Raw genomic sequence first — 24059 nt, forward strand, 5'->3', positions numbered from 1 at the left:
CATCCTTTTTGGTCATGGTTGAACTCGCTGCAGCTTTCACTTTTTTCCGGTGTGGTTGTGGCTTCTGTTTTTTTACGGAGAGTTTGATCCTGGCTCAGGATGAACGCTGGCGGCGTGCTTAACACATGCAAGTCGAACGATGAACCTGGTGCTTGCACTGGGGGATTAGTGGCGAACGGGTGAGTAACACGTGAGCAACCTGCCCTGGACTCTGGGATAAGCGCTGGAAACGGTGTCTAATACTGGATATGAGATGTGACCGCATGGTCGTGTTTGGAAAGATTTTTCGGTCTGGGATGGGCTCGCGGCCTATCAGCTTGTTGGTGAGGTAATGGCTCACCAAGGCGTCGACGGGTAGCCGGCCTGAGAGGGTGACCGGCCACACTGGGACTGAGACACGGCCCAGACTCCTACGGGAGGCAGCAGTGGGGAATATTGCACAATGGGCGCAAGCCTGATGCAGCAACGCCGCGTGGGGGATGACGGCCTTCGGGTTGTAAACCTCTTTTGGTAGGGAAGAAGCCTTTGGGTGACGGTACCTGCAGAAAAAGCACCGGCTAACTACGTGCCAGCAGCCGCGGTAATACGTAGGGTGCAAGCGTTATCCGGAATTATTGGGCGTAAAGAGCTCGTAGGCGGTTTGTCGCGTCTGCTGTGAAATCCCGGGGCTCAACTTCGGGCGTGCAGTGGGTACGGGCAGACTAGAGTGCGGTAGGGGAGATTGGAATTCCTGGTGTAGCGGTGGAATGCGCAGATATCAGGAGGAACACCGATGGCGAAGGCAGATCTCTGGGCCGTAACTGACGCTGAGGAGCGAAAGGGTGGGGAGCAAACAGGCTTAGATACCCTGGTAGTCCACCCCGTAAACGGTGGGAACTAGTTGTGGGGTCCTTTCCACGGATTCCGTGACGCAGCTAACGCATTAAGTTCCCCGCCTGGGGAGTACGGCCGCAAGGCTAAAACTCAAAGGAATTGACGGGGACCCGCACAAGCGGCGGAGCATGCGGATTAATTCGATGCAACGCGAAGAACCTTACCAAGGCTTGACATGCACCGGTAACGGCCAGAGATGGTCGCCCCTTTATGGTCGGTGCACAGGTGGTGCATGGTTGTCGTCAGCTCGTGTCGTGAGATGTTGGGTTAAGTCCCGCAACGAGCGCAACCCTCGTTCTCTGTTGCCAGCACGTTATGGTGGGAACTCAGGGGATACTGCCGGGGTCAACTCGGAGGAAGGTGGGGATGACGTCAAATCATCATGCCCCTTATGTCTTGGGCTTCACGCATGCTACAATGGCCGGTACAAAGGGCTGCGATACCGTGAGGTGGAGCGAATCCCAAAAAGCCGGTCCCAGTTCGGATCGTAGTCTGCAACTCGACTACGTGAAGTCGGAGTCGCTAGTAATCGCAGATCAGCAACGCTGCGGTGAATACGTTCCCGGGTCTTGTACACACCGCCCGTCAAGTCATGAAAGTCGGTAACACCTGAAGCCGGTGGCCCAACCCTTGTGGAGGGAGCCGTCGAAGGTGGGATCGGTAATTAGGACTAAGTCGTAACAAGGTAGCCGTACCGGAAGGTGCGGCTGGATCACCTCCTTTCTAAGGAGCTACTGAGCTGCTGGGTTCGCCTGGTGGTTTTAGTGCCCGGTTCCACACCGAATGTGTGTGGTCGGGGCTCATGGGTGGAACGTTTGACATGGCATCTGGTTGGTTGGCTCTCGTTAGTACGCCGTTTTTGGACGGTGGGAAGGTGGGGGTTGGTTGGCGGGGTGTCTGCACGCTGTTGGGTCCTGAGGGACCGGGTGTCCTTCCCTTTTGGGGGAGGGTGGCTGAACCTCTGGGCCTTTTCTGTTTGCTGGTGTTGTGCTGGCAGGTGGGGGAGGTTCCGCCCGTACTTTGAGAACTACACAGTGGACGCGAGCATCTTTGAATCAGTCTTTTTGGCTGGTTCTTGATGATCTTAAAGATCATTTTTTGTCAGCATTGTGCCGGGTTTTGCCTGGTGTGGTGTTGGTGATGAAACTCATGTGATTTCAAGTCTTTAAGAGCAAACGGTGGATGCCTTGGCATCTGGAGCCGAAGAAGGACGTGGCAATCTGCGATAAGCCTCGGGGAACTGGTAAGCGAGTTTTGATCCGAGGATTTCCGAATGGGGAAACCCCGCCAGGCGGCGTGCTGACCTGGTGACTCCCGCCTGAATGTATAGGGCGGGTAGAGGGAACGTGGGGAAGTGAAACATCTCAGTACCCACAGGAAGAGAAAACAATAGTGATTCCGTGAGTAGTGGCGAGCGAAACCGGAAGAGGCTAAACCTAGTGTGTGTGAGAGCCGGCGGGCGTTGCATGCTGGGGGTTGTGGGACTTTCTTGACTGTTCTGCCGGACAGTCGGCGTGACAAGAGCGTATAGGCGAATCGTCTGGGAAGGCGGGCCGTAGCAGGTGATAGCCCTGTAGCCGAAATGCGTGTTCTTGGCGTGGAGAGTATCCCGAGTAGCACGGGGCCCGAGAAATCCCGTGTGAATCTGTCAGGACCACCTGATAAGCCTGAATACTCCCAGATGACCGATAGCGGACAAGTACCGTGAGGGAAAGGTGAAAAGTACCCCGGGAGGGGAGTGAAATAGTACCTGAAACCGTTTGCTTACAAACCGTTGGAGCCTCCTTAGTAGGGGTGACAGCGTGCCTTTTGAAGAATGAGCCTGCGAGTTAGTGATACGTGGCGAGGTTAACCCGTGTGGGGGAGCCGTAGCGAAAGCGAGTCTGAACAGGGCGTTCAGTCGCGTGTCCTAGACCCGAAGCGAAGTGATCTATCCATGGCCAGGCTGAAGCGACGGTAAGACGTCGTGGAGGGCCGAACCCACTTAGGTTGAAAACTGAGGGGATGAGCTGTGGATAGGGGTGAAAGGCCAATCAAACTTCGTGATAGCTGGTTCTCTCCGAAATGCATTTAGGTGCAGCGTTGCGTGTTTCTTGCCGGAGGTAGAGCTACTGGATGGCCGATGGGCCCGACCAGGTTACTGACGTCAGCCAAACTCCGAATGCCGGTAAGTGAGAGCGCAGCAGTGAGACGGTGGGGGATAAGCTTCATCGTCGAGAGGGAAACAACCCAGACCACCATCTAAGGTCCCTAAGCGCGTGCTAAGTGGGAAAGGATGTGGAGTTGCCTTGACAACCAGGAGGTTGGCTTAGAAGCAGCCACCCTTGAAAGAGTGCGTAATAGCTCACTGGTCAAGTGATTCCGCGCCGACAATGTAACGGGGCTCAAGCACGCCACCGAAGATGTGGCATTCACACTTGCGATAGGCCTTTGTGGTCCAGTCGTGTGGATGGGTAGGAGAGCGTCGTGTGCCGGGTGAAGCGGCGGGGTGACCCAGCCGTGGACGGCACACGAGTGAGAATGCAGGCATGAGTAGCGAAAGACGTGTGAGAAACACGTCCTCCGGAAGACCAAGGGTTCCAGGGTCAAGCTCATCTTCCCTGGGTAAGTCGGGACCTAAGGCGAGGCCGACAGGCGTAGTCGATGGACAACGGGTTGATATTCCCGTACCGGCGAAGAACCGCCCCAGTCAATCCAGTGGTGCTAAGAGTCCTAGCCAGGACGTGCCGGATCCCTTCGGGGTGATGGTGTTTTGGTGAACGCTCGACCCCATGCTGGTGCGGCTAGCGTATTAACAGGTGTGACGCAGGAAGGTAGCCCAAGCCAGGCGATGGTTGTCCTGGTGCAAGTGCGTAGCCCGACTCCTAGGCAAATCCGGGAGTCATTCAGGGTGAGACACGATGCGGATGAAAAGTGGGTGATCCTCTGCTGCCAAGAAAAGCATCGACGCGAGGTTCTAGCCGCCCGTACCCCAAACCGACTCAGGTGGTCAGGTAGAGAATACCAAGGAGATCGAGAGAATCGTGGTTAAGGAACTCGGCAAAATGCCCCCGTAACTTCGGGAGAAGGGGGGCCATCCACTTATTAGGTTTTACACCGAAAGGGTGTGGTGGCCGCAGAGACCAGTGGGTAGCGACTGTTTACTAAAAACACAGGTCCGTGCTAAGTCGCAAGACGATGTATACGGACTGACGCCTGCCCGGTGCTGGAAGGTTAAGAGGAGCGGTCAGCCTTTGGGCGAAGCTGCGAATTTAAGCCCCAGTAAACGGCGGTGGTAACTATAACCATCCTAAGGTAGCGAAATTCCTTGTCGGGTAAGTTCCGACCTGCACGAATGGCGTAACGACTTCCCAACTGTCTCAACCGCGAACTCGGCGAAATTGCATTACGAGTAAAGATGCTCGTTACGCGCAGCAGGACGGAAAGACCCCGTGACCTTTACTATAGCTTGGTATTGGTATTCGGTGTGGCTTGTGTAGGATAGGTGGGAGACTGTGAAGCCCGGACGCCAGTTCGGGTGGAGTCATTGTTGAAATACCACTCTGGTCACTCTGGATGCCTAACTTCGGACCGTAATCCGGTTCAGGGACAGTGCCTGGTGGGTAGTTTAACTGGGGCGGTTGCCTCCCAAAGAGTAACGGAGGCGCCCAAAGGTTCCCTCAACCTGGTTGGCAATCAGGTGGCGAGTGTAAGTGCACAAGGGAGCTTGACTGTGAGACTGACAGGTCGAGCAGGGACGAAAGTCGGGACTAGTGATCCGGCAGTGGCTTGTGGAAGCGCTGTCGCTCAACGGATAAAAGGTACCTCGGGGATAACAGGCTGATCTTGCCCAAGAGTCCATATCGACGGCATGGTTTGGCACCTCGATGTCGGCTCGTCGCATCCTGGGGCTGGAGTAGGTCCCAAGGGTTGGGCTGTTCGCCCATTAAAGCGGTACGCGAGCTGGGTTTAGAACGTCGTGAGACAGTTCGGTCCCTATCCGCTGCGCGCGTAGGAAGTTTGAGAGGATCTGACCCTAGTACGAGAGGACCGGGTTGGACGAACCTCTGGTGTGTCAGTTGTTCCGCCAGGAGCACCGCTGATTAGCTACGTTCGGGATGGATAACCGCTGAAAGCATCTAAGCGGGAAGCCGGCCTCGAGATGAGACTTCCATCCCCGTGAGGGGGAGAGGCTCCCAGCCAGATTACTGGGTTGATAGGCCGGATGTGGAAGCACGGTAACGTGTGGAGCTGACCGGTACTAATAAGCCGATGACTTGATAACACTTCAACGTTTTTGATGTACGCGTCCACTTTGTGGTTCTCGATGTGCGGTCGGGAATCTGATTGACATATCCATATTGTTTCGGCGGCCATAGCGAGAGGGAAACGCCCGGTGACATTCCGAACCCGGAAGCTAAGCCTCTCAGCGCCGATGGTACTGCAGGGGGGACCCTGTGGGAGAGTAGGACACCGCCGAACACTTTTCACCAGAAATGGCCACCCTCGAGGTGGCCATTTCTGTTTTTGCGGCAGAATCGGCAAGGTGAGGTATCGACGTGGCTGAAGACGAAGAACGTCCGGGCGAAAGCCGTGGACGGGGTCAGGATCGGCGACGGTCGAGCGAGCCGCCGCGATCTCAGAAGGACGGCGCGCCGCGTGGCCGCGGCGCGGGCGATCGGGCTGATCGCAAGCCGTACGGCGATCGCAAGCCGTACGGGGATCGCAAGCCGTACGGCGATCGCAAGCCGTACGGGGATCGGAAGCCGTATGGTGATCGGCCGGCTCGTCCGGCGTCCGGGGATCGTGCTGATCGCAAGCCGTACGGTGACCGCAAGCCGTATGGAGATCGTGCCGATCGCAAGCCGTACGGTGACCGCAAGCCGTATGGTGATCGTGCCGATCGCAAGCCGTACGGTGACCGCAAGCCGTATGGTGATCGTGCCGATCGCAAGCCCTACGGTGATCGCACGCCTACGGGCCGCGGCGCGGAGCGCGGCGGCCGGCCGGCATACGATCGGAAGCCCCGAGTCGAGGGGCGGGACGACCGGCGGACGACGCGTCCGCCTCAGAGCGAACGGGCCGACCGTCCGCTGGATCCGGCGCTGCCCGACGACATCACGCCGCGCGATCTGCATCCCGCCGCGCGCAATGAGCTGAAGACATTGAGCAAGGAGAACGCCGAGCAGGTGGCGCGGCATCTGGCGATGGCCGCGCGTCTTATCGATGACGATCCGGCACGGGCGCATGAGCATGCGCTGGCGGCCTCTCGGCATGCCGGGAGGATCCCGGTGGCACGTGAGACCGTGGCGATCACCGCGTACGCCATCGGCGATTTCGCACTCGCCCTGCGGGAGCTGCGCACGTATCGGCGGCTCACCGGGCGCGATGACCAGGTGGCGCTGCTGGTGGACAGCGAGCGCGGCATGGGACGGCCTGAGCGTGCTCTCGAGGAAGGGCGCGGCGTGGACCGGGCGGCACTTCCCACAGAGGTACGGGTGGGCCTGGCCATCGCGATGTCGGGCGCCTGGCTCGACCTGGGCAATGCCGAGCGTGCGCTGCAGGAGCTGGAGATCCCGGAGGCCGATCCCGCCCGCGCGTTCGAATGGAGCCCCGCTCTGTTCGCCGCGCGCGCGACGGTGTTCGAAGAGCTGGGACGAGACGCCGAGGCGGCGCGTTGGCAGAAGCTGGCCGACGTGGCCGCGCAGGCTCTGGATGAGGCATCCGGAGTCGACGAGAGCGAGGTCGTGGTCATCGAAGAGCTCGACGAGGAGGAACCGCGCAGCTCGACAGACACGCCTGCGGGCAGCGACGCCGCGTCTGAGTCGGTGAGCGAAGACGCCGCGCCCGGGGAAGGCGAGGCCTGATGCCGCTGTTCGGCCGCTCACCCCGCACGCCCACGCCCGCTCCCACGCCCACGCCCATGGACGGGGTCGACACTGTCTTGGCTGACCTGGACGGCGTCATCTACGCGGGCTCCGGGGCGCTTCCCCACGCTGTGGCGAGCCTGACCCGCGCGGCCGACGACGGAGCGCGGCTGGGCTACATCACCAACAATGCGTCGCGCACCGACGCGAACGTCGCCGCGCACCTGCGTGAACTCGGGCTCGCGCGCACGGTGCCCGAAGACGTCGTGACCAGTCCGCAGGCCGCGGTCCGGCTGCTGAAGACGATGGTGCCCGCTCCCGCGGTGATCCTCGTGGTGGGCGGCGAGGGCCTGACCTCCGAGGTCACCCGGGCCGGTTACACGGTCACCGGCAGCGCCGACGACGAGCCGGCCGCTGTCGTGCAGGGGTTCTCGCCCGACATCGTATGGACCCAGCTGGCCGAAGCCGCCTTCGCCCTGAAGGTTCCCGAAGAAGAGGGCGGCATCCCGTGGATCGCCACCAACACCGACTGGACCCTGCCGCAGGCGCGCGGCATCGCACCGGGAAACGGCACGCTGGTCTCGGCCGTGCACACGGCGGTCGGCCGGCTGGCCACTGTCGCCGGCAAACCCGAACCCGCGATCTTCCGCGAGGCGGTGGCGCGGTTCGGTGCGCGTCATCCCCTTTTCATCGGCGACCGGCTCGACACCGACATTGCGGGCGCGCAGGCCGCCGGCATCCCCTCGGTACTGGTCCTGACCGGTGTCGACCGGCCCAAGCACGTGCTGGCGGCGCCGCCGACAAGCCGGCCCGATTTCATCCTCGAAGACCTGCGGCAGCTGTTCGAGCCGTACCCGGCCACGCAGACCGACGGCGACACGACCCGGGTGGGCGACGCGGTGGTACGCATCGACGGCGCCGATCTGCGGGTGCTGGATGCCGGATCCCGGCCGATCGACCTGGTTCGGGCGGGATCCGCCGCGGTGTGGAACTCGGGCCGCGCGATCTTCGGATTCCGCGTCGAGGACGCTTTGTACGCCGACCCGTTCGTGCGGCCCTGAGGCTTCCCAAGGCAGAGCGTGGTCCGGGGATAGCATGGGGACATGGAGCAGGACGAGCGCGACGAGCTGATCAGCAGGCTGCGGGTGATCGAGGAACAGCCCCTCGCTGAACGTGCCGACGCCTACGCGCAGCTGCATGACGCCCTCGCCCGCGAGCTCGACGCCGGCCCGGCGACGCCTCCGGCCGCATGACACAGCGCCTCGATCAGGCGATCGCCGCACGGGGACTCGCGCGGTCGCGCACTCACGCGCACGCCCTCATCGCGCAGGGCGCTGTCACTCTCGACGGACGGCCTGCCCGCAAAGGCTCCGCACCGGTCAGCGACAACGCCCGCATCGAGATCGTCAGCGCCGACCACTATGTGAGCCGCGCCGCGCACAAGCTCATCGCCGGCCTGGACGCCTTCGGGATCGAGGTGGCCGGTCGTCTCGCGCTCGACATGGGGGCCTCCACCGGCGGGTTCACGCAGGTGCTGCGTGAGCGCGGCGCCGCCCCGGTGATAGCCGTCGATGTCGGACACAACCAGCTCGCCCCCGAGATCGCGGCCGATCCCGACGTCATCGTGGTCGAGGGGTTCAACGTGCGGCACATGACGGCCGCATCGCTCGCCGGAGCGAGCGGCATCGTCGAGACCCCACGCGTGATCACCGGCGACCTGTCGTTCATCTCGCTGCGCCACGTGCTCGCTTCGGCACGCAGCGTCGCGGCACCCGACGCCGACCTGGTGCTGTTGATCAAGCCACAGTTCGAGGTCGGTCGCACCGGGGTCAAGGGCGGTGTGGTGACCGCCCCGGTACTGCGCGCGGATGCCGTGGCCGAGGTGCTCTGGGCGGCATGGGACGAAGGCCTGGGCACGTGCGGACTCATCGCCTCTCCGCTGACGGGCACCCACGGCAACCGTGAGTACGTGGTGCACCTGCGCCCGGCATCGGGTGACGATCCGTCACAATGGATGGGCACCGTGAACGAATTGGCAGGGGGCTCATGACCGACGAGCAGCGCAGTATCCTCGTCGTCGCGCACGCCTTGCGCGACGACACCGTCGAGGCGGCCACCCGGGTGATCCGCTCTCTGCACGACGCGGGAGCACAGCCGGTGCTGGCCGCCGACGACCGCGAAGAACTGGCGGTGAGCCGCAGCGAGTTCGCCGCCACGGCGGCCCTGGGCACCGATGTCACGGTCCACGACATCGAATTGGCCATCGTGCTGGGTGGTGACGGCACGATTCTGCGTGCCGCCGAGCTGGTGCGCGGGGGCACCGCCCCGATCCTGGGCATCAATATGGGACACGTCGGCTTTCTCGCCGAGATCGAGCGCGACGACATGGACGACGCGGTACGTCGGGTGATCTCGCGCGACTACCGGGTCGAGGAGCGCATGGCGTTGTCGGTACGGGTCAAAGATGCCGCAGGCCAGGTGATCTACTCGACGTGGGCGCTGAACGAGGCGACTGTCGAGAAAGCGAGCCGGGAACGGATGCTGGAGGTCGTGGTCGAGATCGACGGACGGCCGTTGTCGACCTTCGGATGCGATGGCATGGTCGTCTCCACACCGACCGGGTCGACCGCCTACAACTTCTCGGCCGGTGGCCCTGTCATCTGGCCGACCGTCGAGGCGATCGCCGTGGTGCCGCTGTCGGCGCACGCACTGTTCGCCAAGCCGCTCGTCGTCGGGCCCGAGGCATCCGTCGCCATTGAAGTACTCGAACGCACCAACGGGGTCGGCGTGCTGTGGTGCGACGGCCGACGCTCGCACGACCTGCCGCCGGGAGCACGGGTGATTGTGCGCCGCTCACTCGACCCCGTGCGACTGGCGCGACTGCACCCGGCCGCTTTCACCGACCGCCTCGTGCGCAAGTTCCGGCTGCCCGTGGAAGGATGGCGCGGCTCCGCGACGAGCGGAGCGTCGGCGTGATCGAACAGATCCACCTGCACGACCTCGGCGTGATCGCCGAGGCGACCCTGCCCCTCGGACCCGGCTTCACCGCGATCACCGGCGAGACCGGGGCGGGAAAGACCATGGTGGTCACCGGCCTGAGTCTGCTGCTCGGCCGCCGCGCAGACTCCGGTGCGGTGCGTGCCGGGGCTGCCCAGGCAGCCGTCGACGGGGTCTGGCTCGTGCCCGAGACCGGCGCGGTGGCCGACCGTGCGCGTGAGGCCGGCGGTGACCTCGAGCCGACCGGAGACGGACGCGCAGAGCTCTACCTCGGGCGCACGCTGACCACCGAGGGGCGCAGCCGCGCCACCGTCGGCGGCCGCAACGCCCCTGCGGCAGTGCTGGCTGAGCTGGCCGACGACCTGGTCGTGATGCACGGTCAATCCGATCAACTCAGGCTGCGATCGGCCAGTGCCCAGCGCGACGCGCTCGACCGGTTCGGCGGTGATCCGGTCGCCGAGGCGCTGACGGCGTATCGAAAGCGATTCACGTCATGGCAGGCCATCGACCGCGAGCTGACCGATCTCATCGCCCAGCGCGACGCCCGCGCGCGCGAGGCCGACGACCTTCGTGCCCTGATCGCCGAGATCGAGCAGACCGATCCGCAGCCGGGCGAGGACGAGCAGCTGGCGGTGCGCGCCGAGCGGTTGGCCAACATGGAAGAACTGCGCGTGATAGCGGCCACCGCTCATGCCGCGCTGTCGGCCGACGATGACCGCCCCGACGTCAGTTCGTTGATCGGCGAGGTGCGACGACAGCTCGAGCGCGCCGCCGATCCGGCACTTGAGGAGTTCGTCGACCAGGCCGCAGACATCGCATACCGCGCCGCCGACCTGGCCACCGGCCTCTCGGGGTATCTGGCAGACCTCGACGAATCCGGTCCGCAGGAGCTGGCGGCGGTGGAGGAGCGCCGTGCGCAGCTGACCGCCCTGGTGCGCCGGCACGGAGATCTGGCCACGGCTATCGATCTGCTGCAGACGGGCTCGGCGCGCCTTGTCGAGCTCGATGACGATTCCGAGCGCATCGACCGGCTTTCTGCTCAACGCGAGAGCGAGGCATCCGCCCTCGACGACGCGGCCGCCGCACTCACCGCCGCGCGCGTGGATGCAGCCGCGCGACTCGGCGCCGCGGTCACCGCCGAGCTGCAGGCCCTCGCCATGCCCGACGCCCACCTGCAGGTGACGGTGGAACCGGCACCCGGCTCGGTGTACGGGCGTGACGAGGTCGCCATTCTGCTCGCGCCGCACCCCGGTGCGCAGCTGCGTCCGGTGGCCCGCGGGGCATCGGGCGGGGAGCTCAGCCGCGTCATGCTCGCGATCGAAGTGGTCATCGCCGGCACCGACCCCGTGCCTACTTTCGTCTTCGACGAAGTGGACGCCGGGATCGGCGGGGCCGCGGCGATCGAAGTGGGTCGCCGCCTGGCACGTCTGGCCGAGTCGGCCCAGGTCATCGCCGTGACCCATTTGGCCCAGGTGGCAGCGTTCGCCGGCAACCACCTCACCGTGGTCAAGGCCAGCGACGGAACCGTGACGGCGTCGAGCGTGCGGCGGCTGGTCGGTGAGGACCGCGAGGCAGAGATGGCCCGCCTGCTGTCGGGGCTCGCCGATTCGGATGCCGCCCTCACACACGCCCGGGAACTGCTGGCGACGGCTGGCGCGCCGTCGTGAGCGACGACGCCGGTAAACCCGGGCAGGCCCCACCCGACGCCATCCGCATCGAGCGGCGGCGTCCCACCCCGCTCTACCGATGGCTCTCGAAGGTCCTGCTGCGCGTGGAGGGGTGGGTCCGCTCGCACGGATCGACGAACATGCGCTGGACGATGGGGTTCGGATGGGCCCTCATCATCGGTATCGGAGCACTGCTGCTGTTCGGGCCGGTGCTCAACAAGCCGCTCGGCTTCGACGACATCATGGGCTCGGCCCGGCACGCCGTCGACACCTGGATAGCGCGGTCGTTCAACGCCGAGTACACGCTGGCCCGCGATGCCGACGGCACACTGAGAGTCGACGTCACCGAGCGCATCACCGCTTTCTTTCCCGACGACGTCGATGAGTCGGGGCTGACACGGGTCATCCCCTCCGAGTACGAGTCGCATGACCTGCACCCGACGCTCGTGTCGGCGACCCTCGACGGGGCGACCGCGACAGTGACCACGGATGCCGCGGCCACACGCACCACGTTCGGCATCGACGGCGGCTCTCGGCTGCGCGGCGACCATGACGTGGTGCTGCGGTACACGCTGCGCGACCTGGCCTATCCCGCCGTGAACGAGTCGACCGGGCGGCAGGAGGATCTTCTCGAATGGAACGTGTTCGGTCCTGAGTTTCCGCACGGTGTCGCCGCGTCGCAGTTGACGGTCACGGTTCCGCGCGATCTCGTCGACGACTACTCGCGGCAACCGCGCGGGGGAATCGAATGGCTGCTGGCGGGCGACTCGTCGCAGCTTCATCCCGACAGCGAAACCGCCGATGCGGTCACCTACCGGGTTGCCAACGACCAGAACATGCCGCCCTACACGACGTTCTGGTTCCGCATGCCGTTCCAAGCGGGAACCTTCACGATGCCCGCACCCCCGTTCCTGTACTGGGTGCAGCTGATCGGGCCGTTCCTGCCGTTGCTGCTGCTGGCGGTCACCCTGCTTTTCTCCCTCGCCGCACGCGCCGTCGCCTGGGGCGACGCGCGAGGACGGGCGTGGTACGTGTACCGCGAGGAGCCCCCCGATGGAGTGTCGGCCCCGCTGTCGGCGCGACTGTGGCGCGCGGTGCTCGTCTCGCCGCTGGTGGATGCCCTGCACACCTACAGGTCTTCGCCGAGCCCGGCGACCCGTCGCGCGCTCATCCGCTCGGCCAATCGCACCGGTCGTCTGGGGAATCTGCTGTTGGCCGGGACGCATTATCTGCAGGCGTCGGCATGGCGTGAGCAGTTCCGTCGCCGGTACCGGCGCGTGCCACGCGGATTCGTGCGTGACTCGTTTATCGGGGCTGCACTGGCGTGGACCGTGCTGCAATGGGGCCTCGTGCGCCAGCTGTCGTACCAGCTGCCGCTGTCGGTGTACTGGTGGCCGGTGGCTATCGTCGCCGTCACGACGATCCTCGCCGTCGCGATCCTCACGATCACCCTCAGCGCACGTCCGCTGACCCGCACCGGTGCACTGGTGAAGGAACAGCTGCTGGGCATGCGGCTGTACGTGCGGCAGACCAGCGCGGACGAGCGCACCACTCTGCGCGACCCGCTGCTGCCGTTCACGGTTCTGTTCGCGCCGGCGCGTCGCGCCGGTCGGCTGGTGCGCGAACTCATCGCACGGGAGGGGCTGAAAGCCAAGGAGGCGGCGTTCGACCCCGATTTCGTCACCACCGGTCGCCTGGCGGTGCGCACGGTCGGAGTGCTGGCCGTGATGGCAGCCATCGCCGTGGCCATCTGGGTGCCGGCGAGCACGCGGCTGCCCGACGACGACATCATCTACCAGGACGAACTGCCCGGAAGCTACGGCTTCTTCGTCACCGACTTCTCGTCGGAGGCGACGCTGACCACCGCGACCGGCGGACGGGTGAACCTGGAGGTTCAGGAGGACCTCACCGGCACCGTCACCGACGGGCACCGTGACGTGCCGCAGGTGCTGCGGCAGTGGCACGACGTGGTCGACGGCCACCGCATGGGCCTGACTGTCACGTCGGTCACCGTCGACGACGCGCCGGTGCCATTCACACTGACCCGTGCGCAAGATCAGGCTCTGCTGCAGACGAAGATGCCCGACGAGTGGCCGGGGGACCACCACGTGGTCATCACCTACACCATCGACGACCCGGTCGCGCAGGTCTGGCAAGACGGCACGTGGCGGCAGCAGCTGCGCTGGACCGCGTTGAACCCGGGGTGGAGCAGCGCCTGGCGAGGCGTCGACGTGGCGCCCGAGCGCGTCACCGTCGGGCTGACGGTGCCCGCCGACCTGGTCAAGGTCGAGATCGGCGAGACGGGATGGCTGGGCGGGCAGGGCTGGCCCGACCCCGGCGTGCGCGACTTCGGTGACGCGACCACCGCGACCGGCGGCATCCATTATCACGAGGAGTTCACGCCCGACGAGTATGACCTCTGGCCGTACATCGACACCGATGACGGCTCGTTCTCGTCGGCCGACGACCCACTGGGCGCACAGTTCCAGTTCGCCGCGGGCACGTTCGCGGCGGGAGCGCGCGCGCCCTTCATCGCCGACGCTGTCGTGCGGGCTGTTCCGGTCGCCCTGCCGGTGCTGTTCGGGATGCTCGCCCTGGTCGCAGCCGTGGTGGCCATCTGGCCGCGGCGTGGCGGCAAACGCTCGCCCATCGTTCGGGATGCCGCACGGTGGCTGGCTCCCGGTGGCACGCTGGCGGCCATCATCCTTTTCGTCTGGGCGACGCTGGATCTCGAGGGCGGAGAACCCGCGTTCTTGATCCCGGCCGGCGCGGCGGTGCTGAGTCTTGTCGCGACGATCTGGGCGATCATCGCGACACGGTCGCGGAAGAAACCCGCACGCACCGCGCACCCAGGTTCGCGCTGATAGAATCGAAGCCCGTGATGCATAGTTCAGGCTCAGGCAGTTCTCGACCTCCGGCCGACACCACGGCGACAGACGACGACACCACCAAGCACATCTTCGTGACCGGCGGTGTCGTCTCCTCTTTGGGGAAGGGGCTGACGGCGGCGAGCCTCGGCAATCTGCTGACCGCGCGCGGCCTGCGGGTGGTCATGCAGAAGCTCGACCCGTATCTGAACGTCGACCCCGGCACGATGAACCCGTTCCAGCACGGTGAGGTCTTCGTCACCGACGACGGCGCCGAGACCGATCTCGACATCGGCCACTACGAGCGCTTTCTCGACGTGAACCTGAACCAGGCCGCCAACGTGACCACCGGTCAGATCTATTCTCGCGTGATAGCCCGCGAGCGGGCCGGAGAGTACCTGGGCGACACCGTGCAGGTCATTCCGCACATCACCGACGAGATCAAGCGTCGCATGCGATTGCAGGCCGATGCCGATCCGAAGCCCGACGTCATCATCACCGAGGTCGGTGGCACCATCGGCGACATCGAGTCGCAGCCGTTCATCGAGTCGGCGCGGCAGATCCGCCATGAGCTCGGCCGCGACAACGTGTTCTTCGTGCACGTGTCGCTGCTGCCCTACATGGGCGCCTCGGGCGAGCAGAAGACCAAGCCGACCCAGCACTCGGTCGCAGCCCTGCGCTCGATCGGTATTCAGCCCGACGCCCTGGTGCTGCGCAGCGACCGGCCGGTCACAGATGCGAACAAGCGCAAGATCGCGCTGATGTGCGACGTCGACGAGCGCGCGGTGGTCAACGCGGTGGACGTGCCCAGCATCTACGACATCCCTTCGATGCTGCACGAGCAGAACCTCGATGACTACATCGTGCGCGCCCTCGGCCTGACCAAGGCCGCCGAGGTCGACTGGTCGCGCTGGCAGAAGGTGCTCAGTGCGGTGCACAACCCCAAGCACGAGGTGACGATCGGGCTGGTTGGAAAATACATCGACCTGCCCGACGCCTACCTGTCGGTCACCGAGGCGCTGCGCGCCGGTGGCTTCGCGCAGGAGACGCACGTGAACATCCGATGGATTCCGTCGGATGAGTGCGAGACACCCGAGGGCGCGCAGAATGCACTGGCTGACCTGGACGGCATCGTCGTTCCCGGTGGGTTCGGCATCCGCGGTATCGAGGGCAAACTGGGCGCGCTGCGCTTCGCACGCGAGCAGGGCATTCCGACCCTCGGACTGTGTCTGGGGCTGCAGTGCATGGTCATCGAGTATGCCCGTGACGTCGCCGGCATCGCGCAGGCGTCGTCGAGCGAGTTCGACCCCGACACCGCCGACCCGGTGATCGCCACCATGGCCGAGCAGGTCGACATTCTCGCGGCAGGCGAGTTGGGCGGCACCATGCGACTGGGGCTGTACCCGGCCGATCTGGCCGACGGGTCGCTGGCCGCCGAGCTGTACGGCTCGGCGCGCGTCTCAGAGCGGCACCGCCACCGCTACGAGGTCAACAACGCGTACCGTGACCGCCTCACCGACGCCGGCCTGGTGTTTTCTGGACTCTCGCCCGACCGCAATCTCGTCGAATACGTGGAGCTGCCGCGCGAGGTGCACCCGTATTACATCGCGACGCAGGCGCACCCCGAGCTGCGCTCGCGGCCGACCGATCCGCACCCGCTGTTCCGCGGGCTGGTCGCGGCCGCGCTCGTGCGCCACCGTGCCAGCGAGCTTTTCGACGACGAAGGCGACGATGACTGAGCCGTTGCACGACGAACCGGCCGAGGTCGAGGTCACGCGCAGCGACACCGTGTATGCGGGGCGGGTCTGGAACGTCCGTCGTGATGAGTTCACCTACAACGACCAGACGATCGTGCGCGAGTACATGGATCACACCGGCGCCGTGGCGATCCTCGCCCTGGATGAGGACGACCGGATGCTGCTGATCAAGCAGTACCGGCATCCGGTGCGGGTGCGCGAGTGGGAGATCCCGGCGGGGCTGCTGGATGTGACCGGCGAAGATGCGCTGGCCGCGGCGCAGCGCGAACTCGCCGAAGAGGCAGACCTTATCGCGGCGCGCTGGGATGTGCTCGCCGAGTTCTACACGACGCCGGGCGGCAGCGACGAGGCGATTCGCATCTATCTCGCGCGTGAGCTGAGTCCGAGCGCGCAGGCGTTCGACCGCGAAGCCGAAGAAGCCGACATCGAGGTGCGCTGGGTGCCGCTCGACGAGGTCATGACCGCGGTTCTTCAGCGGCGCGTGCAGAACCCGTCGCTGGTGGTGGGGACGCTTGCCGCCCACGCCTCGCGGGCGGACGGCTGGTCGACGCTCGCCCCCGGCGACTCGCCGTGGCCGCGGCGGTCTCAGCCGGTGGGAGCCGGCGTCGCCGAGGGCTGAGCACCGTGCAGCTCGACCGTGCGGTGAACGCCTTCCTGCGGCATGTCACGGTCGAGCGCGGGCTCAGCGAGCACACCGTCGCCGCGTACCGGCGCGATCTGGCCGGGTATCTGCAGTGGATGGCGGCGCACGGGGCGGGTGACAGCGGGCAGGTGACACCTGACCTTGTGGCCGAGTTCATCGCCGAACGTTCCCGCGCGGTGCCACGGCCCGCGGCATCCAGTCTCGCGCGTCTGCAGTCATCGGTGCGCGGCCTGCACCGATATCTGCAGCGCGAACAGATCGAGGCAGACGATCCCACCGGTCGGCTGCGCCCGCCGAAGCTGCCGCAGCGGTTGCCCAAGGCTCTCACCATCGACCAGGTGGAGCGGCTGCTGGCCGCCCCCGCGCCCGATGAGCCGTTGGGCCTGCGCGACCGGGCGCTGCTCGAGCTGCTGTATGCGACCGGCGCGCGCGTCTCAGAGGTGGTGCAGCTCGATGTCGACGACGTCACCCACGGCGATGTGCTGCGGGTGCGAGGCAAGGGGGCGAAGGAACGCATAGTGCCGATCGGGCAGTATGCGCGTGAAGCGCTGGATGCCTACCTCACCCGCGTGCGGCCCGAACTGTCCCGTCGGGGGCACGCCAGTCCGCGGCTGTTCCTGGGGGCGCGGGGCGGTCCGCTGTCGCGGCAGAGTGTGTGGCTGGTGATCCAGGCGGCGGCTCAGAGCGCCCAGCTGACCGCGCACGTGTCTCCGCACACCCTGCGGCACTCGTTCGCGACGCACCTGCTGCAGGGCGGGGCCGACGTGCGGGTCGTGCAAGAGCTCCTCGGACACGCCTCGGTGGCCACCACGCAGATCTACACGCACGTGAGCGTCGACGCCCTGCGCGATGTGTACGCGAGCTCGCATCCGCGGGCGCGATGAGCGGATATCCGGGATGCCGCAGACGGCCGGTCTGCGACATCCCCTCGCCGCGCGCCATGTCCACAGGCGGTCATCGCTAGAATCGACCGGAGGAGAAGACGAAGGTCAGGAGAACGGTGGCGGGTACGGCGAGCAAGACGCAGAAGTCGAAGGCCTCCGGCGACACGCCGATCGGTCCGACGGGTCGTCCGTACCACGGCTTCCCGACCCCACCCACCCTCACGGGCCATGGTCCGGCACGCATCATCGCGCTGTGCAATCAGAAGGGCGGCGTCGGCAAGACGACCACCACCATCAATCTCGCGGCGGCGCTGGCCGGCTACGGACGCAAGGTGCTCGCCGTCGACTTCGACCCGCAGGGGGCCCTGTCGGCAGGTCTGGGCATCGCTACCCACGAGATCCCCACGATCTACGATCTGCTGTTGGACGCCAAGCGCGACCCGCACGAGGTGGTCGTGCCGACCCGGGTGGAGAACCTCGACGTCATTCCCGCCAACATCGACCTGTCGGCCGCCGAGGTGCACCTGGTCAATGAGGTGGCCCGTGAGATGACGTTGGCGCGCGCGCTGCGCGGGGTCGCGAAGGAGTATGACGTCATCCTCATCGACTGCCAGCCGTCGCTCGGCCTGCTCACGGTGAACGCGCTGACGGCCAGCCACGGTGTGGTCATCCCTCTGGAGTGCGAGTTCTTCGCTCTGCGCGGGGTCGCCCTGCTCATCGAGACGATCGACAAGGTGCGCGACCGGCTGAACCCTTCGATCACCCTCGACGGTGTGCTCGCGACGATGTACGACCCGCGCACGCTGCATTCGCGTGAGGTGCTCGAGCGTGTCGTCGAGGCCTTCGGCGACGACGTGCTCGAGACGGTCATCGGGCGCACGGTGAAGTTCCCCGACGCGTCGGTGTCGGGGATGCCCATCACCGAGTTCGCCCCCGAACACGCGGCCGCACAGGCCTACCTGCGGCTCGCGCGGGAGCTGGTCGCGCGTGGCGCCGTCGCCTGAGAACACAGCGCCGTCGCCGGAGAACGAGGAGGAGCGCGCCGAAACCGGCTTTCGGGTCTCGCTGGGCGTCTTCGACGGTCCGTTCGACCTGCTGCTGAACCTGCTGGGCACCCACGAACTCGACATCACCGAGGTGGCTCTTTCGAAGGTGACCGGCGAGTTCATCGCCTACCTGCGCGAACTGCAGGCCGATGATGAGCTCGACGAGGCATCCGAATTCCTCGTGGTGGCAGCGACCCTGCTCGACATGAAGGTCGCCGGCCTTCTGCCGCAGGGCGAGTTCGTCGACGCCGAATCGGTCGCGCTGCTCGAGGCGCGCGATCTGCTTTTCGCGAGGCTGCTGCAGTACCGGGCCTTCAAAGAGGTTTCGGCGTGGTTCGCGCGCTGCCTCGTGCGCGAAGACCGACGGCATGCCCGCGCGGTGCGGCTCGACGAGAAGTATCGCACCGCGGCGCCCGAGCTCGTCTGGACGCTCTCGGCCGACGACTTCGCGGCGCTCGCCCTGCTGGCGTTCGCGCCGAAGGAGATCCCCACCGTGGGCTTGGATCACCTGCACGCGCCGCTGGTGAGCATCCGCGAGCAGGCGGCGGTGGTGGTCACCATGCTGCGTTCGGCGGGAAGCCTCACGTTCCGCGATCTGGTCACCGGGGTGACACAGCGCGGTGTCGTGATCGCGCGTTTTCTGTCGGTGTTGGAGCTGTACCGGCATGCCGCGCTGTCGTTCGAGCAGGTCGAGCCGCTGGGCGATCTGACCCTGACCTGGACCGCCGAGCGTTGGTCCGAAGAGAACCTCGCCGCCTTGGGAGCCGACTATGACCGATAGCACGCACAGCGTCGCCCGCAAGCTCGAGGCGATTCTGCTCATCGTTGAGGAGCCGCAGAGTCTCGTGGCCCTGGCCACCGCCGTCGGTGAACCGGTGCCGGCGGTGCGTCAGGCCATTGAGGGACTGGTCGCCGACTACGACGGCGAGACCGGTGGACCGCAGCGCGGATTCGAACTGCGCGAGGTGGGCGGTGGCTGGCGGCTGTACGTGCGCGAGGACTACGACGATCTGGTCAGCGAGTTCGTGAACACCCAGGCCCCGTCGCGGCTGTCGCAGGCTGCGCTGGAGACGCTCGCGGTGATCGCGTACAAGCAGCCGGTCTCGCGCGGCCAGGTCGCCTCGGTGCGCGCGGTCAACGTCGACTCCGTGGTGCGGACCCTGTTGGCTCGAGGGTTGGTCACCGAGGTCGGCAGCGACCCCGAGACCGGGGCGATTCTGTACGGCACGACCGACGCGCTGCTGGTGAACCTCGGCATCAACTCGCTCGACGAACTGCCGCCGATCTCGCCGCTCCTGGACGATGTCGACACGGTGGGCCTGGACGGCCTCGATGAACGGGGGATCCGATGACCGACACCGAAGGCGTGCGCCTGCAGAAGGCGCTGGCGAACGCGGGAGTGGCCTCGCGCCGTGTGGCCGAAGACCTGATCGTGCAGGGGCGGGTACGGGTGAACGGGGTCGTCGCCGACCAGCTCGGTTCGCGCATCGACCCCGAACACGACCTCGTCGATGTCGACGGTGTGGCCATCCAGTTCGATCAGTCGAAGCGCTATGTCGTGCTGAACAAGCCCACGGGGGTGGTCAGCTCGATGCACGACGATCGCGGACGACCCGATCTGCGACAGTTCACGCGCGAGTGGCCCGAGCGCCTGTACAACGTCGGCCGGCTGGACGCCGAGACCAGCGGTCTGCTCGTGCTCACCAACGACGGCGAGCTCGCGCATGTGCTGGCCCATCCCTCCTTCGGGGTCACGAAAGTGTACGTGGCGCGGGTGCGCGGCACCGTCACCGCCCGCACCATCTCGCGGCTCACCCGAGGTGTCGAGCTGGAAGACGGGCCGATCGCCGCCGACAAGGCGCGTCTGCTCGATCGCTCCGCGGCAACGAGCCTGGTCGAACTGACGCTGCACTCGGGCCGCAACCGCATCGTGCGGCGGATGCTGGCCGAGGTGGGGCATCCGGTCGAAGAGCTTGTGCGGCGGCAGTTCGGCCCGCTTCACCTGGGAACACTCCCGGCGGGGAAGGCCCGTGAATTGACTACAGTGGAACGCGGCGCGCTGCTGACCCTCGCGCGCCGTGAGCCGGGGGAGCCGACACCGCCGGGAGATGACCGGGAGACCCCATGAGAGCGACCACCACCGTGCCTGCGCGGGGTGCTGCCCGCACCTCGGGAACGGTGCGGATCGTGGGTGCGGGACTGCTCGGATCGAGCATCGGCCACGCGTTGTCGGCACTGGGTGTCGATGTCGCACTCGCCGACACCTCGCCCGGGCAATTGCGCCTGGCGGTCGACTACGGCGCCGGCCGCGTCGCGCGCGATGACGACCGCCCGCGTCTTATCGTGGTGGCGGTGCCCCCGGATGTCACCGCCGATGTCGTCGCGCGAGAGCTGGCGGCCTTTCCCGAGGCCGTCGTCACCGATGTCGCCAGTGTCAAGCTCGAGCCGCTGCGCGCCCTGCGCGAGCGCGGTGTCGACCTCACTCACTACATCGGCTCGCACCCGCTGGCCGGCCGCGAGCGCGGTGGGGCCATCTCGGCGCGCGCCGACATCTTCATCGGGCGCCCCTGGGTCGTCTGCCGCGACGACCAGACCAGCCCGGCCGACCTCGCCGTCGTCGAAGGGCTCGCCCTTGACGTGGGCGCGATGCCGCTAGAGATGGACCCCGTCGAGCACGACCGTTCTGTCGCACTTGTCTCGCACGTGCCGCAGCTGGTGGCCAGCCTTCTGGCCGGCCGATTCGCCGGCGCACCGGAGGGCTCGCTGCGCCTGGCCGGACAAGGCGTGCGCGACACCACCCGCATCGCGGCATCCGCCCCCGAACTGTGGGTGCAGATTCTCGGCTCGAACGCCGCGCCCGTCGTCGAGGTGCTCGACGCGCTCGCCGCCGATCTGGGCGAGGTCGCCGCCGCGCTGCGCCACCCCGATGCGCCCGGGGCGCGCCGCACTGTCGCCGACACCATCCGCCGCGGCAACGAGGGCGTCGAGCTGCTGCCGGGAAAGCACGGCCAGAACCGGCGGTTCGCGCAGCTGGTCGTCATGGTCGATGACACCCCCGGCCAGCTGGGGCGCCTGTTCGGCGAGCTCGGCGAACTCGACGTGAACGTGGAAGACCTGCGCCTGGAGCACTCGCCCGGCGCCCAGTTCGGCCTTGCCGAGATCAGTGTCGACCCGGGCGCCGTGCGGCGCGCGGAAGACGGCCTGACCGCGCGCGGCTGGAGGATTGCGAGCACCACCAATGACTGACATCGCCATCATCGCCATCGACGGCCCGGCCGGCTCGGGCAAGTCCAGCGTCTCGAAGCAGGCCGCACGAGCCCTCGGCTTCGGCTACCTCGACACCGGGGCCGCCTACCGGGCACTGGCCTGGCACGTGCTCGCGCAGGGGGCCGACACCGCCGACGACGCAGCGGTGCGCGCCGCGGCATCCGCGTTCCCCTACGCCATCTCGCTCGACCCCGACGACTACTGGGTGCGCGTCGGCGAGACCGACGTCACCGCCGCCATCCGCGAGCCGCGCGTGTCGTCGGCGGTGAGTGCGGTCGCGCGCATCCCCGAGGTGCGGGCGCAGGTGAACGAGTTGTTCCGCACGCTGGCGGCGGCATCCACCCGCCCCGGGGTCATCATCGAGGGGCGTGACATCACCACCGTGGTCGCGCCCGACGCGCCGGTGCGCATTCTGCTGACCGCGGACCCCGAAGTGCGCGCCGCGCGCCGCTCGGCCGAGTTGACCGATCAGGATGCCGCAGCCGTGGCTGCCGCCCTGCACAAGCGCGACGCGTCGGATGCGACCGTCGTCGACTTTTTGAACGCTGCGCCCGGCGTCGAGGTGGTCGATTCGACCGACCTTGACTTCGCGCAGACCGTCGATGCCGTTCTGGGCGTCGTACACGAGAAACTGGAGACCGCCCATGGGCGCTGAAGACGAGTACGAACCCGGTCAGGATCACCTGGCCGAGCGGCTTGCCGATATCGACGAGACGCTCGCCGAGCAGCGTGCCGAGGCGCTGCGCGCGTCGCTGGACGACTATGAGCTCGAAGACGAAGACGCCGCGCTGCTGGCCGGCTCGGTTCTCGGCGAAGACGGCATCGAGTACCTTCCGGCGCTGCCGGTGGTGGCGATCGTCGGGCGCCCCAACGTGGGCAAGTCGGCCCTCGTGAACCGCATTCTCGGGCGCCGCGAAGCCGTCGTCGAAGACACCCCCGGCGTCACCCGCGACCGCGTCACCTACAAGGCCGAGTGGCTGGATCGCCGGTTCACACTCGTGGACACCGGCGGGTGGGAGCCCGACGCGAAGGGCATCGACCGTTCGGTGGCCGCACAGGCCGAGGTCGCCATCGACCTGTGCGACGTGGTGCTGTTCGTCGTGGACGCACGCGTGGGCGCCACCTCGACCGACGAGCACGTCGTGCGGCTGCTGCGCAAGGCGGGCAGGCCCGTCTTTCTCGTCGCGAACAAGATCGACGACGTGCGGCAAGAGCCCGAGGCAGCCGCGCTGTGGAACCTGGGACTCGGTGAACCGCACCCGGTCTCGGCCATCCACGGTCGCGGCGTGGCCGACCTGCTCGACGAGGTCGTGAAGGTGCTGCCCGATGTCTCGGCGGTGGCCAAGCAAGAGATCGGCGGCCCGCGGCGGGTCGCGATCCTCGGCCGGCCCAATGTCGGCAAGTCGTCGCTGCTGAACAAGGCCGCCGGCGAAGAGCGCGTGGTCGTCAACGAGCTGGCCGGCACCACCCGCGACCCGGTCGACGAGATCGTCGAGCTGGGTGGCAAGATGTGGCGTTTCGTCGACACCGCCGGCATCCGCCGTCGGGTGCACCTGCAGCAGGGCGCCGACTTCTATGCGTCGCTGCGCACCTCGACGGCGCTGGAGAAGGCCGAAGTGGCCGTTGTGGTGCTGGATGTGTCGCAGCCGATCAGCGAGCAGGACATCCGCATCATCGACATGGTGCTGGAGTCGGGCCGCGCGCTCGTGCTCGCCTACAACAAGTGGGACCGCCTGTTCGACGACGACATGGAGAGCCAGGACCGCCGCCGCTACCTGGAGCGGGAGATCGAACAAGATCTCGCGCACGTGGCGTGGGCGCCGCGGGTGAACATCTCGGCGCGCACCGGGCGGCATCTCGACAGGCTCGTGCCGGCGCTGGAGACCGCGCTGGACTCGTGGGACACCCGCATCCCCACCGGCAAGTTCAACGCGTTCCTGGCCGAGCTGGTCGCCGAGCACCCGCACCCGCTGCGCGGTGGCAAGCAGCCGCGCATCCTGTTCGGCACGCAGGCGGGTACACGTCCGCCGACGTTCGTGCTGTTCACGACCGGATTCCTCGACCCCGGCTACCGGCGTTTCATCCAGCGCCGGTTGCGCGAGATCTACGGGTTCGAGGGTTCGCCGATCGTCATCAACATGCGGGTGCGCGAGAAGCGGCAGCGCTGAGCGAGCCGCAGCCTCGTCGGGCGCCCGCCGTGCCGATGGCGCGC

General features: G+C 66.5%; 17 protein-coding genes and 3 rRNA genes. All 20 read left to right on the plus strand.

From position 1 onward, the window contains the following. The first annotated feature begins 71 nt into the window (after window positions 1-71). The 20 genes from ET475_RS13175 to der all read left to right on the plus strand — a co-directional run bounded on the left by ET475_RS13175 (window position 72) and on the right by der (window position 24015). Window positions 72-1596, plus strand: a 16S ribosomal RNA gene (locus tag ET475_RS13175). 432 nt (window positions 1597-2028) lie between these two features. Further along, a 23S ribosomal RNA gene (locus ET475_RS13180) occupies window positions 2029-5137 on the plus strand. Window positions 5138-5217: 80 nt separating this feature from the next. Continuing rightward, window positions 5218-5334, plus strand: a 5S ribosomal RNA gene (gene rrf / locus ET475_RS13185). The 16S, 23S and 5S rRNA genes sit together here, the layout of an rRNA operon. Window positions 5335-5411: 77 nt before the next feature. Further along, window positions 5412-6719, plus strand: coding sequence for a primosomal protein (locus ET475_RS18170; protein WP_242497639.1), 1308 nt, complete (start codon window positions 5412-5414; stop codon window positions 6717-6719). Continuing rightward, complete coding sequence (locus ET475_RS13195) at window positions 6719-7780, plus strand: HAD-IIA family hydrolase (protein ID WP_129391099.1); 1062 nt, start codon at window positions 6719-6721, stop codon at window positions 7778-7780. The genes ET475_RS18170 and ET475_RS13195 overlap by 1 nt, the downstream gene beginning before the upstream one ends. Before the next feature lie 42 nt (window positions 7781-7822). Beyond that, window positions 7823-7972, plus strand: a complete 150-nt coding sequence (locus tag ET475_RS17895; RefSeq protein WP_165310924.1) for a hypothetical protein — start codon at window positions 7823-7825, stop codon at window positions 7970-7972. Next, window positions 7969-8769 (plus strand): TlyA family RNA methyltransferase, encoded by an 801-nt coding sequence (locus ET475_RS13200; protein ID WP_129391102.1) that lies wholly within the window; start codon window positions 7969-7971, stop codon window positions 8767-8769. The genes ET475_RS17895 and ET475_RS13200 overlap by 4 nt, the downstream gene beginning before the upstream one ends. Further along, the gene (locus tag ET475_RS13205) at window positions 8766-9695 is read left to right on the plus strand and encodes an NAD kinase (RefSeq protein ID WP_129391105.1); all 930 of its coding nucleotides are present in this window, start codon (window positions 8766-8768) and stop codon (window positions 9693-9695) included. The genes ET475_RS13200 and ET475_RS13205 overlap by 4 nt, the downstream gene beginning before the upstream one ends. Further along, window positions 9692-11383, plus strand: coding sequence for a DNA repair protein RecN (gene recN, locus ET475_RS13210; protein WP_129391108.1), 1692 nt, complete (start codon window positions 9692-9694; stop codon window positions 11381-11383). Before ET475_RS13205 ends, recN begins: the two co-directional genes overlap by 4 nt. Beyond that, complete coding sequence (locus ET475_RS13215; protein ID WP_129391111.1) at window positions 11380-14247, plus strand: DUF2207 domain-containing protein; 2868 nt, start codon at window positions 11380-11382, stop codon at window positions 14245-14247. The genes recN and ET475_RS13215 overlap by 4 nt, the downstream gene beginning before the upstream one ends. 17 nt (window positions 14248-14264) lie before the next feature. Continuing rightward, window positions 14265-15989 carry a CTP synthase gene (locus tag ET475_RS13220; protein ID WP_129393967.1) on the plus strand — a complete coding sequence of 575 codons (1725 nt, stop codon included), beginning with the start codon at window positions 14265-14267 and terminating at the stop codon, window positions 15987-15989. Then, entirely contained in the window at window positions 15982-16626 is a 645-nt protein-coding gene (locus ET475_RS13225; protein ID WP_129391114.1) for an NUDIX domain-containing protein, read from the plus strand. The genes ET475_RS13220 and ET475_RS13225 overlap by 8 nt, the downstream gene beginning before the upstream one ends. A gap of 5 nt (window positions 16627-16631) precedes the next feature. After that, entirely contained in the window at window positions 16632-17534 is a 903-nt protein-coding gene (gene xerD, locus ET475_RS13230) for a site-specific tyrosine recombinase XerD (RefSeq protein WP_129391117.1), read from the plus strand. A gap of 116 nt (window positions 17535-17650) precedes the next feature. Then, a complete protein-coding gene (locus tag ET475_RS13235; protein ID WP_129391120.1) occupies window positions 17651-18538 on the plus strand; it encodes a ParA family protein in 888 nt (295 codons plus the stop codon). Next, complete coding sequence (locus tag ET475_RS13240) at window positions 18522-19361, plus strand: segregation and condensation protein A (protein ID WP_129391123.1); 840 nt, start codon at window positions 18522-18524, stop codon at window positions 19359-19361. The genes ET475_RS13235 and ET475_RS13240 overlap by 17 nt, the downstream gene beginning before the upstream one ends. Next, a complete protein-coding gene (gene scpB, locus ET475_RS13245) occupies window positions 19351-19932 on the plus strand; it encodes an SMC-Scp complex subunit ScpB (protein ID WP_129391126.1) in 582 nt (193 codons plus the stop codon). Before ET475_RS13240 ends, scpB begins: the two co-directional genes overlap by 11 nt. After that, window positions 19929-20708, plus strand: a complete 780-nt coding sequence (locus ET475_RS13250; RefSeq protein ID WP_129391129.1) for a pseudouridine synthase — start codon at window positions 19929-19931, stop codon at window positions 20706-20708. Before scpB ends, ET475_RS13250 begins: the two co-directional genes overlap by 4 nt. Further along, a complete protein-coding gene (locus tag ET475_RS13255; RefSeq protein ID WP_129391132.1) occupies window positions 20705-21826 on the plus strand; it encodes a prephenate dehydrogenase in 1122 nt (373 codons plus the stop codon). The genes ET475_RS13250 and ET475_RS13255 overlap by 4 nt, the downstream gene beginning before the upstream one ends. Beyond that, on the plus strand, window positions 21819-22502 hold the full coding sequence (cmk, locus tag ET475_RS13260) for a (d)CMP kinase (protein ID WP_129391135.1): 684 nt from the start codon (window positions 21819-21821) through the stop codon (window positions 22500-22502). Before ET475_RS13255 ends, cmk begins: the two co-directional genes overlap by 8 nt. Further along, on the plus strand, window positions 22492-24015 hold the full coding sequence (gene der / locus ET475_RS13265) for a ribosome biogenesis GTPase Der (protein WP_129391138.1): 1524 nt from the start codon (window positions 22492-22494) through the stop codon (window positions 24013-24015). Before cmk ends, der begins: the two co-directional genes overlap by 11 nt. The last annotated feature ends 44 nt before the right edge of the window (window positions 24016-24059 follow it).

Origin of the sequence: Microbacterium protaetiae (assembly GCF_004135285.1) — a bacterium.
Classification (GTDB): domain Bacteria; phylum Actinomycetota; class Actinomycetes; order Actinomycetales; family Microbacteriaceae; genus Microbacterium; species Microbacterium protaetiae.

Bases quoted from the DNA above. Each gene is read 5' to 3' on its own strand.
- der (WP_129391138.1), top strand. From the start codon at position 22,492: ATGGGCGCTGAAGACGAGTACGAACCCGGTCAGGATCACCTGGCCGAG.
- scpB (WP_129391126.1), top strand. From the start codon at position 19,351: ATGACCGATAGCACGCACAGCGTCGCCCGCAAGCTCGAGGCGATTCTG.
- ET475_RS13255 (WP_129391132.1), top strand. From the start codon at position 20,705: ATGAGAGCGACCACCACCGTGCCTGCGCGGGGTGCTGCCCGCACCTCG.
- ET475_RS13195 (WP_129391099.1), top strand. From the start codon at position 6,719: ATGCCGCTGTTCGGCCGCTCACCCCGCACGCCCACGCCCGCTCCCACG.
- ET475_RS13220 (WP_129393967.1), top strand. From the start codon at position 14,265: ATGCATAGTTCAGGCTCAGGCAGTTCTCGACCTCCGGCCGACACCACG.
- cmk (WP_129391135.1), top strand. From the start codon at position 21,819: ATGACTGACATCGCCATCATCGCCATCGACGGCCCGGCCGGCTCGGGC.
- ET475_RS13250 (WP_129391129.1), top strand. From the start codon at position 19,929: ATGACCGACACCGAAGGCGTGCGCCTGCAGAAGGCGCTGGCGAACGCG.
- ET475_RS17895 (WP_165310924.1), top strand. From the start codon at position 7,823: ATGGAGCAGGACGAGCGCGACGAGCTGATCAGCAGGCTGCGGGTGATC.
- ET475_RS13225 (WP_129391114.1), top strand. From the start codon at position 15,982: ATGACTGAGCCGTTGCACGACGAACCGGCCGAGGTCGAGGTCACGCGC.
- ET475_RS13200 (WP_129391102.1), top strand. From the start codon at position 7,969: ATGACACAGCGCCTCGATCAGGCGATCGCCGCACGGGGACTCGCGCGG.
- ET475_RS13205 (WP_129391105.1), top strand. From the start codon at position 8,766: ATGACCGACGAGCAGCGCAGTATCCTCGTCGTCGCGCACGCCTTGCGC.